We start from the raw sequence: 13,649 nt of genomic DNA, 5'->3' as shown, positions 1-13,649 counted from the left end.
CAACCTTTTTGCTATTTTAAAGTTTTGTCATCTTTTTTCATAACTTGTTTATATTTGCTAAATGTTTCTTTATCATTTTTAGAAAATGCTTCATTCATTAACTGTCTTTTTTCAGCTCTTTTTCTACGATCTTTTTTAGTTTCTTTTCGATCATATCTAAAGTTTAATGATGTTCCTTTTTTCGTAAACTCTTTCATATACATATATGAACCAGAATTGTATGCTGATCTAATAATCATATGACCTGCTACTGGTGATGTTAAATATAAGAATAATATTGTCAATAATGTACGAACACTGAAATAGTCTTGTGTTACTAAGAAATAGATAAATACACCTGTTAATGTAAGCAATACTGATAAAGTTGAGCTTTTAGTTGCAGCATGACTTCTAAGAAATGTATCTCTAAACCTAACAATACCAATTGCACTTATTAAAGCTGCAATTGAACCAAGCAATATAGATAAAGCAGCAATTAGACTAACGATCTCGCTTAGATTCAAAGACACGACCCCCTTCTATGAAACGTGAAATACCTACTGTACTCAAGAAGGAAAGTATCGCAATAATAAGACTTGCTTCTAAGTAGCTAAATGTATCAAAAACAATACTCAATACACCCACAACTGAAACTAATATCGCACCAATTGCATCAAAAGCAATAACTCTATCTGCTGTAGTTGGTCCAATTATCGTTCTAAAAAGTACTATAACAATGGAAATACCATAAATAACAAGTGCTGTATTTATAATTGTTAAAATGATAAATGACATTATTTAAGCACCTCCCAGATTAGTTTCTCATATTTCTTAATTTGCTTAGTTAGAATTTGTTTTTCTTTTTCTGAAACATCAATTGCATGAATAAAGAATCTCCTACCATCAGGCGAGAGTCTTAACACGACTGATCCTGGCGTTAACATAATGAGTAGTGTTAACAATGTAATAGCCCAATCATGTTTCAACGTTGTCTCGTAAGTTACAAGTCCTGGATTTACTTTATTCGTTTTGAAAAGAATATAGTTTATAGTTGTCATACTTGAAGTTACAAGTTGATAGTTGTAAACACAAATAAATTTGAATATTACCCATACTTTTTTTAAATAGAAAACATGACCGAAAAACCTATGCATCAAGTAGACAATAAATATCCCTATAAAATATCCACCTATGAAAGTTGATAAGTGAAATGTATCTTCATCTTGAAATAAAGTCCATAAGAAGGCGATTAAAATATTTAATAATAGTTGTGCCATTATTACTTCGCCTCCACTTCTACATTTGGAATAATTTCTTTAATATATGATTGTTCATTTATATTAAATTGGGCAGCTAATTCTGAAATGTCTAGAACATATTGAGAAGCAATCCCCAACACAATTGTTGCTACAGTCAATATAACCATCGCATAAAGTTTGTTTTTAGATAGCACAACTCTCTCAGCTTGTGGAATGCCTTCTCTTCCAAAATACATCACCAAGAATACTCTCAGTAAGCTGTACATAGCGATTACACTTGAAAGAATCATCACAATGACACCGATTGTATAACCATTCTCTAAAGCACCTTTTATAATTAATAATTTCCCAGGAAATCCACTAAATGGAGGTACACCACCGATAGATAGTATAGTTATAAAGAATATAACGCCTAGACTTGGATAATATTTAATGAGACCACCAAATTGGTCATAATATCTCGTTCCAGCTAATAATACAAACGTACCTATGATTAAGAATAGTAAAGTTTTGATTATCATATCATGGCTGACATAGAAGATAGCGCCAGTTATACCGTCACTATTATTTGCACTTAAACCAAGTACTGCAAAACCAATAGACAAAATTACTTGGTAAGCAGCTATTTTTTTAATATCTTTAAATCCTAATACACCTATACTACCGATAATCATCGTAATAATAGCCATTATATATAGTAGAAAATGTGTAACGTCTGGCTTCTCATCAAACATAAGTACCATTATTCTAAGTAACGCATATACACCAACTTTAGTCATAAGACTTGCGAATAACGCAGCTAGTTCTGTGTTTAATGCAGCATACGCTTTTGGCAACCACATAAACATTACAAGAGCAGCCTTACCACCAAATACAAATATCATAATAATCGCCACTAAAGTAACTGTCGCTGGTTGATTACTTTCGCTCACTCTCATAGCTATATGGCCAAAATTCAAAGTACCTAACGTACCATATAAATAAGCAACACCCATCAAGAAGAACCATGAGCTTACGACGTTAATTACAACATAGATAATACTAGCTCTCAACTGTTCAATAGATTGCCCCAGTGTTAGTAATACAAATGAGGCTAAGAGCATAATTTCAAACATAACATACAAATTAAATATATCTGCTGTAAGAAAACTACCATTAACACCAGTTAGTAAAAATAGTATAAAAGATGGTAAAAAATATTTATTTGCTATTCTTTCTCGTTTACCAAAACCAAAATAAATAATAACTGTCACAACAAAACAAGAAACAGTCGTGAACAATAGCCCGAGTTCATCACCTACGAATTGTATTCCAAATGGTGGTTGCCAGTCCCCAAAATTAATTACTAACGCTTTATTTAAACTAACTTCTATTAACATCCAAGCAGTTATTAATGTTGTAATTGTTAAACTCGATATCGCGATACGTCTAGTTAACGTTAAACGTTCTTTAAAGAAGAACAGTATTAACCCAGTAATTAAAGGAACGAGTAATGGTATTAATATTAAATTATTCATCTACATCTTCATCCTCACCGCGTAACGCCTCTATTCTGTTCACTTTCGTTAACTTAAATGTTCTATATACTAAAACAAGTAAAAATGCTGTAATAGCAAAACCTATAACGATTGCAGTCAATATTAGCGCTTGTGGTAAAGGATCTACATAATCTTTACCTTCTCCATTTATAAGAGGGACATTCTTCCCACCAAATTCGCTCATTGATAAAATCATTAAGTTTGCTACGTGTGTATAAATTGCTGTCCCGATAACAATTCGAATTAAGTTCTTAGATAAAATCATATATGTTCCTACAAAGGTCAGTACACCTATTATAATTACAAGTATTAAATTCAACTGTTATCACCACTAATCGCAAGCATGATTGTTACAACAGCTCCAACTACAGTGAGTAGTATACCTAGCTCAAATAGTGTAACACTTGATATATGAATTTCACCTAATAGCGGTAATGTGACATAACCGTCTTCGTGAGTTAACATTGGATGACCAAAAAATATTGGTATAATACCAGTTCCGATAGAGATTAAACAACCGATAATCGTCACTGCTCTAAAATCCAAAGGCATTGATTGGACAACTGTTTCAACATCAAAAGCTAAAAACATTAAGATAAAGGCTGAACTAAAAACAAGTCCACCTATAAATCCTCCACCAGGGTTATCATGACCTGCAAGAAAAATATAAAATCCAAACGTCAAAATAATAAAAATGGCTATTTTGGATATCGTTTCTAATACCACATCATTTTCTTTCATTAGGATCACCCTTTCTTATCTTAAATTTAACTAAAGTGAATATACCTAAACCAGCAATCAAAATAACAATACCTTCTAACATTGTATCGAGTGCTCTAAAGTCTCCGAGTATACCGTTCACTATATTTTTAACGCCTGCTAATTCGTCGGCATGCTCATAATAAAATGAAATTTTGTCGAATAAACTATCTTGTTGCATCATTATAACGAAGATTACGACAAAGACTGCCATTAATAAAGAAATCGTTAATTTAAATACTTCACTTAACACATGAGGATTATCCTTTTGTACGTTTGGCAAATGGTAAAATACTAATAAAAATAACACTGTTGTGATCGTTTCAATTACTAATTGTGTAAGTGCTAAATCTGGTGCTTTCATAAATATAAATACCACTGCTATTGAATATCCTATTACACCGTTTAAGATGGTCATCGTCATTCTTTCACGAATAAACATTAATGCTGTCGCAGTTATCACGATATTAATTAAAATAATAATTTCAAATGTTGAAGCATCTGTAATATGATAATAAGCTATATCGTAAATACCTACTTGATAAATACCGTATCCCATTATGACAAAGAATATAATATATATAATGTGCAAGTATTGATTCAATTTATTGTTCATTATACTTTGAATTGAGAACGTACTTACTCTATCTAATAAACTCATACCTTGTGTATAAAGCGTATTAATTTCAAGTTGTTTAGAAAACTTACTATATATAACATCCCATTTAGGAAATAGCACAAGTAATGTACCACAGATATAAATACCTAATGTTAAGAATAATTCTACTGTGAAACCATGCCATGCACTAATATGAGGTAAATGATTCATAACTTGACCATCTTGGAATATATCTCTTAACGCTGGTCCAATTAAATATTCTCCTAATAAATTAGGAACAAAGAATATTGTCGGTACAAACAACACGATTATAAATGGTGCAATTAACAATCCACCGCCATCATGACGAGGTACTTTAGGTAATTGTTCTTTTTTTATTTGTCCAAAGAATGGTTCTTTAATTAACTTAATACAATAAACAAATGTAAAAATGCTGCCTATAAATCCAGCTGATATCATTACAATGGACATTACTTGATTAAATATTTCAGTATGTCCTGTTTCCACTAAACTAGTAAAAAATGCTTCTTTACTTAAAAAACCATTAAACAATGGAATACCAGCCATAGACAGTGCACTTATCGTCATAACAACTGCTGTTATTGGCATAATTTTTCGTAATCCACCTAGCTTTTTAACATCTCTTGTGCCTGTTTCATGGTCAATAATGCCAACACCCATAAATAGAACACTTTTGAAAATAGCGTGATTAATTAAATGGAATAATGCTGCAAACAAACTTGCTAAAAAGATTTCATTATCCGCTTTAAAATCACTGTTTAAAGCAAGTAATCCTAAACCAATCATCGTCATAATCATACCGAGCTGACTGATTGTAGAATAAGCTAGCATTGCTTTTAAGTCTTTCTTATTTACTGCAAAGAAAGATCCTACCAATAAAGTAACTAACCCAACTGTAACAACTGTATAAACAACCCATTCACTTTGACCAATAATTGGTGTGAATCTTAATAATAAATAAAGTCCTGCTTTAACCATTGTTGCTGAATGTAAATAAGCACTTACTGGCGTTGGTGCTTCCATAGCATCCGGTAACCAAATATGGAATGGAAACTGTGCTGACTTCGTAAATGCTCCGAGTAAGATTAAAATGACTGCAAGTACAAACCATGGTGATTCAAATATTTTATCAACCATACCCACTTGTTCAGTAATTGTATTCGTACCCGTAATGCTATTTAGCAGAATTAAACCTACTAACATAGCCATTCCACCAAAAACAGTGATTAAAAATGATTTCAAAGCACCTTCTTGACTTTTCCCACGTTGATACCAATATGAAATAAGTAAGAATGAAGAAATACTCGTCAATTCCCAAAATGTATATAACAAAATTGTATTATTAGAAAGCACTACGCCCAACATTGCGAGCATAAACATTAATAAATACGTATAAAATCTTGGAAGGTTATCTTTTTCATGAGATAAGTAATAAATGGCATAAAGGAAAACACCTGCACCAATTAATGAAATAAGAAGTGCAAAAATTAAAGATAAGCCATCAAGTCGAAAATCTAAATTAACATCAATGATAGGTATCCATTCTTGAAAATAAGTAACTATATTTCCAGTATAAACATTCCTAATTTGGCTAAGAAAATATATGGAACTAAGTACTGGAGCAATTAAACTTAGCCAACCTGCAAATCGACTAAACTTTGTATTCATAGTCATAAGTACAATTGACATTACAACTATAATCATTAAAAACAGCCATACTAAAGCCATACACTAACTCCTTTCTCTCTATATATTAAGTTCTATTGTCGTTTCTTTTTTAATAGTCGTTACGTCAATAAATTTTAGTGTCTCTAGTAAAGATTGATGTCCAAGATACTTTTGAATAATAGATACAGAAATCCCGGATTTGAAAGCATGATATGCAAAAGTTTTTCTTAACGAGTATAACCCAATATTCTTGAGCCCTACCTCTTCAGCAGCCACATGAATAATTCTATAAGCTTGTTGTCTCGATAATTGTTTTTTTGTTTTGATGGACATAAATACAAAGTCGTCTCTCTTAAGCCCTTCTTCCCTTATAAAAGATGACAAACTCGATCTTAAATGGAGAGGAATGACCACTCTTATTACATCCTTCTCATCATTAATCCAATTATATTTAATATCATTATCCTCATCTAATAAATCCTGAACAGTTAAAGTCAATAATTGATTAACTTTCATTCCAGTATGAATAGCCAAGCTAAACAATAAATAATCTCTTTCACTATGTGATTTAAGCACTTCATACATTGCTCTTATATCGTCTTTATTCTTAATTGGAGATACTTGTTGCATGCAATTTGTCCATCCTTCCTAATTAAGGTACATATTAATAATAATATATATTTGAGTAACATGAAAGAAATTTTTACCTTTTTTTGTCGTTTTTACAAAGATATTTCGATATATAAGTTGAAAGGAGGTATTAATTATGGAAACAGTTAAAGACATTAACATCATATTATTACATCAATATTTAGACGAAGCCTCTAAAGTGAAAACTGTTCAACGAAAATTTAATGCAATTAATTTAAACGTTACTCCTGAACAAGTTAAAACTTTTAAAGCTATCATCGAAACATTAAGCGACGAAAAGTTCAAAGATGCTTATATCGTCAAAACAATTCAGATAGAAAATTAATACTATCTGATAATAAGTTAGGAGGTGAAAACATGAGAAGAGTATTAGAATTAACATTTAAGACATCAACTGAAAAAACATTTACACTCCAAATTCAAAATCCAAAAGCAGATTTAACAAAAGAATTTGTAGAGCAAGCTATGAATAAAATCATGAAACTAAACTTATTTAATTTATCAAAAGGAGAATTAGTTTCAATCCATTCAGCGCAATATATAGAGCGTAATACTCGCCCTTTAATTAAATAATCTATATACAAAAAAGTGGCTGAGACAAATTAATTGTCTCAGCCTTTTAGTATTTGGTCATTTATTTTTACACTAGTCGGAAGTTGTGTAAGCATGGGTAGCTATATTCACACATATAGTAAGATGTGTAAGCAAGGGTAGCTATATTTACACTAGTTGAGAGAAGTGTAAGCATGGGTAGCTATATTCACACATGTCGGAAGATGGGTAAGCATGGGTAGCTATATTCACACTAGTCGGAAGTTGTGTAAGCATGGGTAGCTATATTCACACTAGTCGGAAGTTGTGTAAGCATGGGTAGCTATATTCACACTAGTTGAGAGAAGTGTAAGCATGGGTAGCCATATTCACACAAGTCGGAAGATGTGTAAGCATGGGTAGCTATATTCACACATATAGTAAGATGTGTAAGCATGGGTAGCTATATTCACACATATAGTAAGATGTGTAAGCATGGGTAGCTATATTCACACATATAGTAAGATGTGTAAGCATGGGTAGCTATATTTACACTAGTTGAGAGAAGTGTAAGCATGGGTAGCCATATTCACACAAGTCGGAAGATGTGTAAAAGATTTTTATACAAAAAAGCAGAACTTCATTTTTACAAAGAAGTTCTGCTCTTTTATGTCCTGAATTCTTATTTTTGTTAAATATCTTGAACGAGTGCTTTATAGTTCTCTTTATGCTTTTCATCCATGAAGTAATATACTTTTCTTTCATCAAGATCACTTCTATATTTATCTATTAAACCTTTTCTATACAACTTTGCTAAGTTTGTACCTATATTTGAAGGTCTCGTTTCGAGTTCTGTTAATTTACCGTTTAGTATTTCTTTTATCGTGATTTCTTTAGCTCTGAATATTTCTTCTAATATAATAAATTCAACTAGCGATAAGCGTTTATCATTTTTTAAATTTGTTATTTTATTTTCATAATCTATCATTTCTTGAATTGTTTTGTTAAATATTTCTGCCACTTCAAACCCTCCTGTTTTAAATTCTCCCGATTTTTAATAGTTCGCAATACATAAATTTCATTAATTATTATTGTAACCCGTTTTAAATTCATATTTTGATTAAATCGATTAGAATATTTGATTTATTATAATACAACTTATCTTTTTCAACGAATCAGGTAACATATAATTACTTTTTTTGATATTATGATAGTATAAACATTTAAAATATGACGATACTTGATGTTATATTCCAATTTTTGTCTTTCCATGAGGTGGTTATTTGTATAATTACGAGATTACTTTACATAAAGAAAGCATTATTAATCCTAAAAAACCAGGATTTGGTGCACTATGTTTTATTTTAGAAGGAAAAACGGATTTAACTTTAAATCATACGAGCTATACTTTTAATGTCGGAGAATTATTCTATTTACAGGATAATGATAACTATTTACCTATTATTAATAATGGTTTAGTTGCTATTCTTCATATTAGTTACTCAATGATGGAAAGTTTAAGTGGAGAGGAAGCTTTCGTCTTTAACATTCCTAGAACTACAAAAACCAATGAATTAGATAGATTTAAACACCAAATTAAAGATTTGTTTATTAGAGCTATATTAGCAGATTTAAACAACGTAAAAATTAGACGTAGTCATTATGTGGTAGAAATTTATAAAATTTTGTATGAACGATTTAAAGTTGATACTAAAAACTATGGACAAATCGAAATCAAGTTAAGTAGCCTTATATATAAAGTTAAACAATATATTGACCAGCATTATCATGAAAGGCTTTCACTCAATAGTGTAGCAAGCCAGTTCTATATTTCTCCAGAACATTTATCACGAGAATTCTCGAAACAAATGGGAACGACATTTATTCAGTATTTAAAAGAAACGAGATTATTCCAAGCAACATATGCTTTATTGTTCAGTCAATTTAAGGTTGAACAAATTGCTAATAGTCACGGTTTCTCCAGTTATCACAATTTTAATCGACAGTTTAAGAAACAATTTCATGTAACACCGAACCAATATAGATTACAATATAAAAAACACAAAATTAATAAAGAAAATGAAAATATTTCTAATGATTATAAGGCTTTACTCATTTCTAAATTGCAAAAAATGATGCAAAATAGATCGTTCGTACATGAGTATAAAAAAATGTCTTTTAATGATGGTCCACTTAAAACATTAAGAGCCAATCATAAGACATATTTACATATAGGCGATGTTTATGATTTCTACTCACCTTTTCTAGGTGAAATTTTAGAAAATGTAGAAAAAATGACTCAAACACCTATTATCATCATTCACTGTTCAGTGAAGAAATTTTTCAATGATGAACATAAAGAAATTTATAAACAAAATTTAGGTTTTTGTTTAAGTATGTTTTCAGATACTCGAATTATTCCATCTATAAAATTATACGATATTGATTTAAACGATACTAAATTTAAAACAAACTGGCATGAACTAATAGATACGATACATAATTATTTTTATAATAAAAATGGAGAAATATTCTTTGATATAAACTATGCCGATGTTTATCAAATCAGACAACAAATAAGAGAAACAAAAGATAGACTTAATGACATTAAGATTATGATCAATGCACCAAATCCTTTTGAGAATACATATGAGGATATGAATATGGAAGTCTGTCATTTTAATGAAATAGATGGTTTTGCTTTAAGTTACAACTTTAATAGTCTATATAAACTAGATGAAATGAGTCATTATGATATTATAAAAATCACAAACGAATATACAGAAAAACTCATTCAAAATATGTCATATTTAAAATCATTTAATAAAGAAGTTATACCTTTAGAATGGAATATTTTAAATGGTGATACATACACAAGTAGTGACTTTTATTTTAATGTTTCAATAATGTTGAAACATTTATTAAATATTACTAATTATATTTCCGGTATAGGGTTCTGGTTAATGGAAGAATCATCAGCTAAATATGCATCAATAGAGCAACCACTTTCTTTATATTTAAAATATCATTGCAAAAGTCCAACAAATTACTTATTAACTATATTGAGCCATTTTAACGAACAACACTTTTATGAAGGACCGAATTACGTTAAATTTGAAATACATAACAAAATCTTTTTCTTATTGTACAATTATGAGCTCTATCATCCTCATGATATAAATTACCAAAATAATATAAGTGTTATTTTGTCTTATAGAGATATCCCTTTCGAGAAATTTAGAGTTACTAAGATTACTTTTGATCAAGATAACGGTAATATATTTAAAGCAATAAGGAAATTAGACCACAATCATGGTAATTTAGATTATTTGAACACCGTTTTGTTAGATAGATATTGCTCACCCGACATAGAAATGGCAGACTACAATAGTAATAATATAGACGAAACATATTATATAAAAACAAATGGTATCAAATTGTTAATTGTTCAAAATCAAGGATAATTAACAATATAAAAAAAGTAGAAATTCTTCTTGGAAGAATTTCTACTTTTTTATTAATCTAATTCTAAGTTAGAACGGTAATTATCTACTACTTCTTTTTTACTAGAATCACTAGGTACGAAGTAATATAATCCGTCATCTAAAATTGTATCTTGGCCTTCTAATTGGTTTCTATCTACATTATCTAATGCATCACTATATTTAGATCTTAAGCTGTTGATTTGAGAAATCTTTAAATCTGTTTGAACATTATCACCTAATGTATCAAAGATCTGATTGATTTTTGGTAATGAACCAACACTAACTAATTCATTTGCTAAAGCTTGAATAACAAGTTGTTGACGTTCTTGTCTTCCAAAGTCACCACCAGCACCATCTTCTTTTCTACTTCTAATAAATGCTAATGCTTCTTTTCCATCTAGTTTATATTTTTGACCTTTAACATATGAATTTCCTTTAACTGTAAATGTCGCATTACTTGTAACAGTTACGCCACCAGCTTGATCGACTAATTCTTCAACACCATCCATATTAATTGATGCATAATGGTCAACTGGTACATTCATAAGTTTCTCTAATGAGTTAATAGCCATTTTCGGACCACCATATGCATACGCATGGTTAATCTTTTCAACAGAATCTTGACCAACTATTTCTGCTCTTGTATCTCGTGGAATACTTACCATAACAGTCTTTTTCTTATCAGGGTTAATTGATAATAAAACGATTGAATCTGATCTTTCCCCGCCACCTTGAGCTGCTCTTGTAGAATCTGAATCTACTCCGAATAAAGCAATGGATATTGGATCTCCATTTACATCCACAGCTTTCTTTCTTAACTCTGATTTATCTCTGTCTAATGGATTATGTATTGAATTACCTAATGCAAAAAATTTATAAACAAAAAATGCCAAAGCAATTAAGAACAGAAGTAATAAAATAATGACGATTGTCGTTACTATTTTAAACGCTGCAGACTTTGGTTTTTTCGTCGAACGCTCATATTGATTTGCCACGTGTGCTCAGTCCATTCTATTTTTTTCTTTATTATACATTTATTTTTCAATCTTTGCCAATATCAAATTAATTATGTGCACAATTTAAATGCAAATCCAAAAGATTGTAAATTTATACTAAATCAACCCACTTATTTCTGGAAAATCTATACATTCTATGATAAAGTATTCTTGTAAATCTACAACGTTACTTGTTTTAAATTTTTTAGACATATTAAACGGGAAAGAGGATGAGATTCGGCGATCTCATCCTCTCTTTTTACGTCTTTTTTTACTAGTTTTAGATTTAATGACTTTAGTCGTTATTTGATTATCGTCAGGATATCTGATTCTAACAATGTCTCCATAAAATAATCGCTGTTCTCCATATCTTTTACATAGAGATAAATCTGGATAAACTTCTTCTACTTTGGCAATATAATTATACGATTTATCCGTCTTCAAAACATCAATAAAATAACCTGGTTCAATACCTTTATTGGTTCCTGCATTAATAACAAATGTCGTATCATCTAAGATTCTTATAATTTCAACTTGTTTCATAATTCCACTCTAACTTTCTTTAATTCTAAAAAATATGAAATATTATGATAACCACTTAGTTGACTGTTTTTAAAGTTTCATAGAGTTGAAGAATATTTAATATGAGATTTCTTTCTTCCTTACGATCAATTTTTTTATTTTTTAATAATCTATTTATTGTTTTCTTTTTTACATTACATAATTTGGCAATAGATTTATTAGTTAAATTATACTCTTTTTTTAACGTTTTTTCAATATAGTACTTACTATATTTTAATGCATCTTTATTCTCACCAATTGAATCAAAGTAATTTAGTCTTTTATCAATCTCATTTCTTTGTTTGTCAGTTAGTACACCTTGATTGCCTTGTAACAATAATTCATACTTTTCTTTTGGTAGATTCAATAGTTTCCTTAATTGTTTATCACCTATCTCATATTTATTTGAGACATTTTGTATTCTTTCAGCATAATTTTTTTTATCTATTTTAGCCATCATATCACTTCCTTCTTTACTATTTTATATACCCCAAAACAGAAAAAATAAGCAATGATATCTATAACATGATATGTTGTAATTACACTAATATTAAGAAAGGTGCGGTTACATATGCATATATTATCGGATTCTGAAATTGAACAGCAATACTTAATGGCAGATGCTATACGAGATACTCAGGACTTATTCCCTAAATTAGAACAAGGCCAAATTTTAGTTGAACATCGAACAGTTATGGAGCTTCCTGATACACATAACGCAATGCTTTATATGCCATGTTTAGATTTAAAAGAAAAGCTCGGAACAAATAAAATCATTTCTATTTTTCCAGATAATCCAAAATTAAATTTACCGACAACTCAAGGAAAAATTTTAATTACTGAATTAGAAACTGGTCAACATAAAGCATTAATTGATGCAAGTTACTTAACAAGGTTAAGAACTGGTGCTTTAAGTGGTATCGCAACTCATTACTTAAGTCGTAAAGATAGCCGAGTACTTGGTGTTATTGGTACTGGTGGAATGGCTTTTGAACAAGTTTTAGGAATACTTGAAGTAAGAAATATTGAACACATATATCTATATAATAGAACAAATGAAAAAGCAGAAATTTTTAAAGAAAAACTAATCAAATTTGGAATTAATGCAGAAATCAATGTCGTTAAAGATGTCCAAGAATTAGTAAAGCAAAGCGACATTATAAACTGTGCAACACGTTCAAATGAATCGGTATTTGACGCTATAGATTTGAAACAAGGTGCACATATTAACGGTGTTGGTTCTTATCAACCTTCAATGCGTGAAATTGATATTAAAGCGATAGAACAGTCATCTAAAATAGTTTTTGATGATATAGATGGCGCAAAAACAGAAGCAGGAGAATTTATTCAAGCTGAAAAAGATGGTCTCTTTAGTTTTGATCATGCATACAGTGATTTACAACAACTAGCATTAGGCAACATAGATGGCCGAACTGATGAACATGAAATTACGATATTTAAATCAGTCGGTGCTGCCCATTTCGATTTAGCAGTTGGCGTTGGCGTATTTAAGAAGTTGCTGTCTTAGATTTTATAGATAAAGAATCCATATATTACTTTTATAAATTAGAAATTAAAAAGCG

Annotated in this window: 16 protein-coding genes; 4 read left to right on the top strand and 12 right to left on the bottom strand. The window is 30.0% G+C overall.

The genetic code is table 11. From position 1 onward, the window contains the following. Nucleotides 1–11: 11 nt before the first annotated feature. From B2G86_RS10645 to B2G86_RS10610, 8 genes are read right to left on the bottom strand one after another with little or no spacing between them, the layout of a single operon-like run. On the bottom strand, nt 12–503 hold the full coding sequence (locus tag B2G86_RS10645; RefSeq protein WP_078358087.1) for a Na+/H+ antiporter subunit G: 492 nt from the start codon (nt 501–503) through the stop codon (nt 12–14). Continuing rightward, a complete protein-coding gene (locus tag B2G86_RS10640; protein ID WP_078358086.1) occupies nt 481–774 on the bottom strand; it encodes a monovalent cation/H+ antiporter complex subunit F in 294 nt (97 codons plus the stop codon). The genes B2G86_RS10645 and B2G86_RS10640 overlap by 23 nt, the downstream gene beginning before the upstream one ends. Continuing rightward, nucleotides 774–1,256 (bottom strand): Na+/H+ antiporter subunit E, encoded by a 483-nt coding sequence (locus B2G86_RS10635; protein WP_078358085.1) that lies wholly within the window; start codon nt 1,254–1,256, stop codon nt 774–776. The genes B2G86_RS10640 and B2G86_RS10635 overlap by 1 nt, the downstream gene beginning before the upstream one ends. 2 nt (nt 1,257–1,258) lie before the next feature. Then, on the bottom strand, nt 1,259–2,755 hold the full coding sequence (locus B2G86_RS10630; protein ID WP_078358084.1) for a Na+/H+ antiporter subunit D: 1,497 nt from the start codon (nt 2,753–2,755) through the stop codon (nt 1,259–1,261). Further along, nucleotides 2,748–3,095, bottom strand: a complete 348-nt coding sequence (locus B2G86_RS10625; protein WP_078358083.1) for a Na(+)/H(+) antiporter subunit C — start codon at nt 3,093–3,095, stop codon at nt 2,748–2,750. Before B2G86_RS10625 ends, B2G86_RS10630 begins: the two co-directional genes overlap by 8 nt. Beyond that, a complete protein-coding gene (locus B2G86_RS10620; RefSeq protein ID WP_078358082.1) occupies nt 3,092–3,517 on the bottom strand; it encodes a monovalent cation/H+ antiporter subunit B in 426 nt (141 codons plus the stop codon). Before B2G86_RS10620 ends, B2G86_RS10625 begins: the two co-directional genes overlap by 4 nt. Beyond that, on the bottom strand, nt 3,504–5,903 hold the full coding sequence (locus B2G86_RS10615; RefSeq protein ID WP_078358081.1) for a DUF4040 family protein: 2,400 nt from the start codon (nt 5,901–5,903) through the stop codon (nt 3,504–3,506). The genes B2G86_RS10620 and B2G86_RS10615 overlap by 14 nt, the downstream gene beginning before the upstream one ends. An 18-nt stretch (nt 5,904–5,921) precedes the next feature. Further along, nucleotides 5,922–6,473, bottom strand: coding sequence for a tyrosine-type recombinase/integrase (locus B2G86_RS10610; protein WP_078358080.1), 552 nt, complete (start codon nt 6,471–6,473; stop codon nt 5,922–5,924). 136 nt (nt 6,474–6,609) lie between these two features. On the opposite strand from B2G86_RS10610, the gene B2G86_RS10605 reads away from it, so the two are divergent. Then, the gene (locus tag B2G86_RS10605; RefSeq protein ID WP_078358079.1) at nt 6,610–6,819 is read left to right on the top strand and encodes a DUF1659 domain-containing protein; all 210 of its coding nucleotides are present in this window, start codon (nt 6,610–6,612) and stop codon (nt 6,817–6,819) included. Between the two features lie 32 nt (nt 6,820–6,851). After that, nucleotides 6,852–7,067: a DUF2922 domain-containing protein gene (locus B2G86_RS10600; RefSeq protein ID WP_078358078.1), complete on the top strand. Its 216-nt coding sequence runs from the start codon at nt 6,852–6,854 to the stop codon at nt 7,065–7,067. A gap of 649 nt (nt 7,068–7,716) precedes the next feature. Here the strand turns inward: B2G86_RS10600 and B2G86_RS10595 are convergent. Next, nucleotides 7,717–8,046, bottom strand: a complete 330-nt coding sequence (locus tag B2G86_RS10595) for a MarR family transcriptional regulator (RefSeq protein ID WP_078358077.1) — start codon at nt 8,044–8,046, stop codon at nt 7,717–7,719. A 262-nt stretch (nt 8,047–8,308) separates the two neighbouring features. Here B2G86_RS10595 and B2G86_RS10590 point away from each other — a divergent pair, with 262 nt between their 5' ends. Next, nucleotides 8,309–10,489 (top strand): AraC family transcriptional regulator, encoded by a 2,181-nt coding sequence (locus tag B2G86_RS10590; RefSeq protein WP_078358076.1) that lies wholly within the window; start codon nt 8,309–8,311, stop codon nt 10,487–10,489. 53 nt (nt 10,490–10,542) lie between these two features. Here the strand turns inward: B2G86_RS10590 and B2G86_RS10585 are convergent, their stop codons facing one another. The 3 genes from B2G86_RS10585 to B2G86_RS10575 form a co-directional block, all read right to left on the bottom strand. Then, nucleotides 10,543–11,505, bottom strand: a complete 963-nt coding sequence (locus B2G86_RS10585; RefSeq protein ID WP_078358075.1) for an LCP family protein — start codon at nt 11,503–11,505, stop codon at nt 10,543–10,545. A 246-nt stretch (nt 11,506–11,751) separates the two neighbouring features. After that, entirely contained in the window at nt 11,752–12,048 is a 297-nt protein-coding gene (locus B2G86_RS10580; RefSeq protein ID WP_078358074.1) for a hypothetical protein, read from the bottom strand. A 55-nt stretch (nt 12,049–12,103) separates the two neighbouring features. Beyond that, a complete protein-coding gene (locus B2G86_RS10575) occupies nt 12,104–12,523 on the bottom strand; it encodes an HTH domain-containing protein (protein ID WP_078358073.1) in 420 nt (139 codons plus the stop codon). A 114-nt stretch (nt 12,524–12,637) separates the two neighbouring features. On the opposite strand from B2G86_RS10575, the gene B2G86_RS10570 reads away from it, so the two are divergent. Beyond that, nucleotides 12,638–13,594, top strand: a complete 957-nt coding sequence (locus B2G86_RS10570; protein ID WP_078358072.1) for an ornithine cyclodeaminase family protein — start codon at nt 12,638–12,640, stop codon at nt 13,592–13,594. The last annotated feature ends 55 nt before the right edge of the window (nt 13,595–13,649 follow it).

Origin of the sequence: Mammaliicoccus fleurettii (genome assembly GCF_002018435.1) — a bacterium.
Taxonomy (GTDB): Bacteria; Bacillota; Bacilli; order Staphylococcales; family Staphylococcaceae; genus Mammaliicoccus; species Mammaliicoccus fleurettii.
This window is presented reverse-complemented; position numbering and strand designations above follow the sequence as displayed.

Coding starts and splice junctions, on each gene's coding strand:
- B2G86_RS10640 (WP_078358086.1), bottom strand. CDS start 774: ATGTCATTTATCATTTTAACAATTATAAATACAGCACTTGTTATTTAT.
- B2G86_RS10635 (WP_078358085.1), bottom strand. CDS start 1,256: ATGGCACAACTATTATTAAATATTTTAATCGCCTTCTTATGGACTTTA.
- B2G86_RS10630 (WP_078358084.1), bottom strand. CDS start 2,755: ATGAATAATTTAATATTAATACCATTACTCGTTCCTTTAATTACTGGG.
- B2G86_RS10620 (WP_078358082.1), bottom strand. CDS start 3,517: ATGAAAGAAAATGATGTGGTATTAGAAACGATATCCAAAATAGCCATT.
- B2G86_RS10615 (WP_078358081.1), bottom strand. CDS start 5,903: ATGGCTTTAGTATGGCTGTTTTTAATGATTATAGTTGTAATGTCAATT.
- B2G86_RS10610 (WP_078358080.1), bottom strand. CDS start 6,473: ATGCAACAAGTATCTCCAATTAAGAATAAAGACGATATAAGAGCAATG.
- B2G86_RS10605 (WP_078358079.1), top strand. CDS start 6,610: ATGGAAACAGTTAAAGACATTAACATCATATTATTACATCAATATTTA.
- B2G86_RS10600 (WP_078358078.1), top strand. CDS start 6,852: ATGAGAAGAGTATTAGAATTAACATTTAAGACATCAACTGAAAAAACA.
- B2G86_RS10580 (WP_078358074.1), bottom strand. CDS start 12,048: ATGAAACAAGTTGAAATTATAAGAATCTTAGATGATACGACATTTGTT.
- B2G86_RS10575 (WP_078358073.1), bottom strand. CDS start 12,523: ATGGCTAAAATAGATAAAAAAAATTATGCTGAAAGAATACAAAATGTC.
- B2G86_RS10570 (WP_078358072.1), top strand. CDS start 12,638: ATGCATATATTATCGGATTCTGAAATTGAACAGCAATACTTAATGGCA.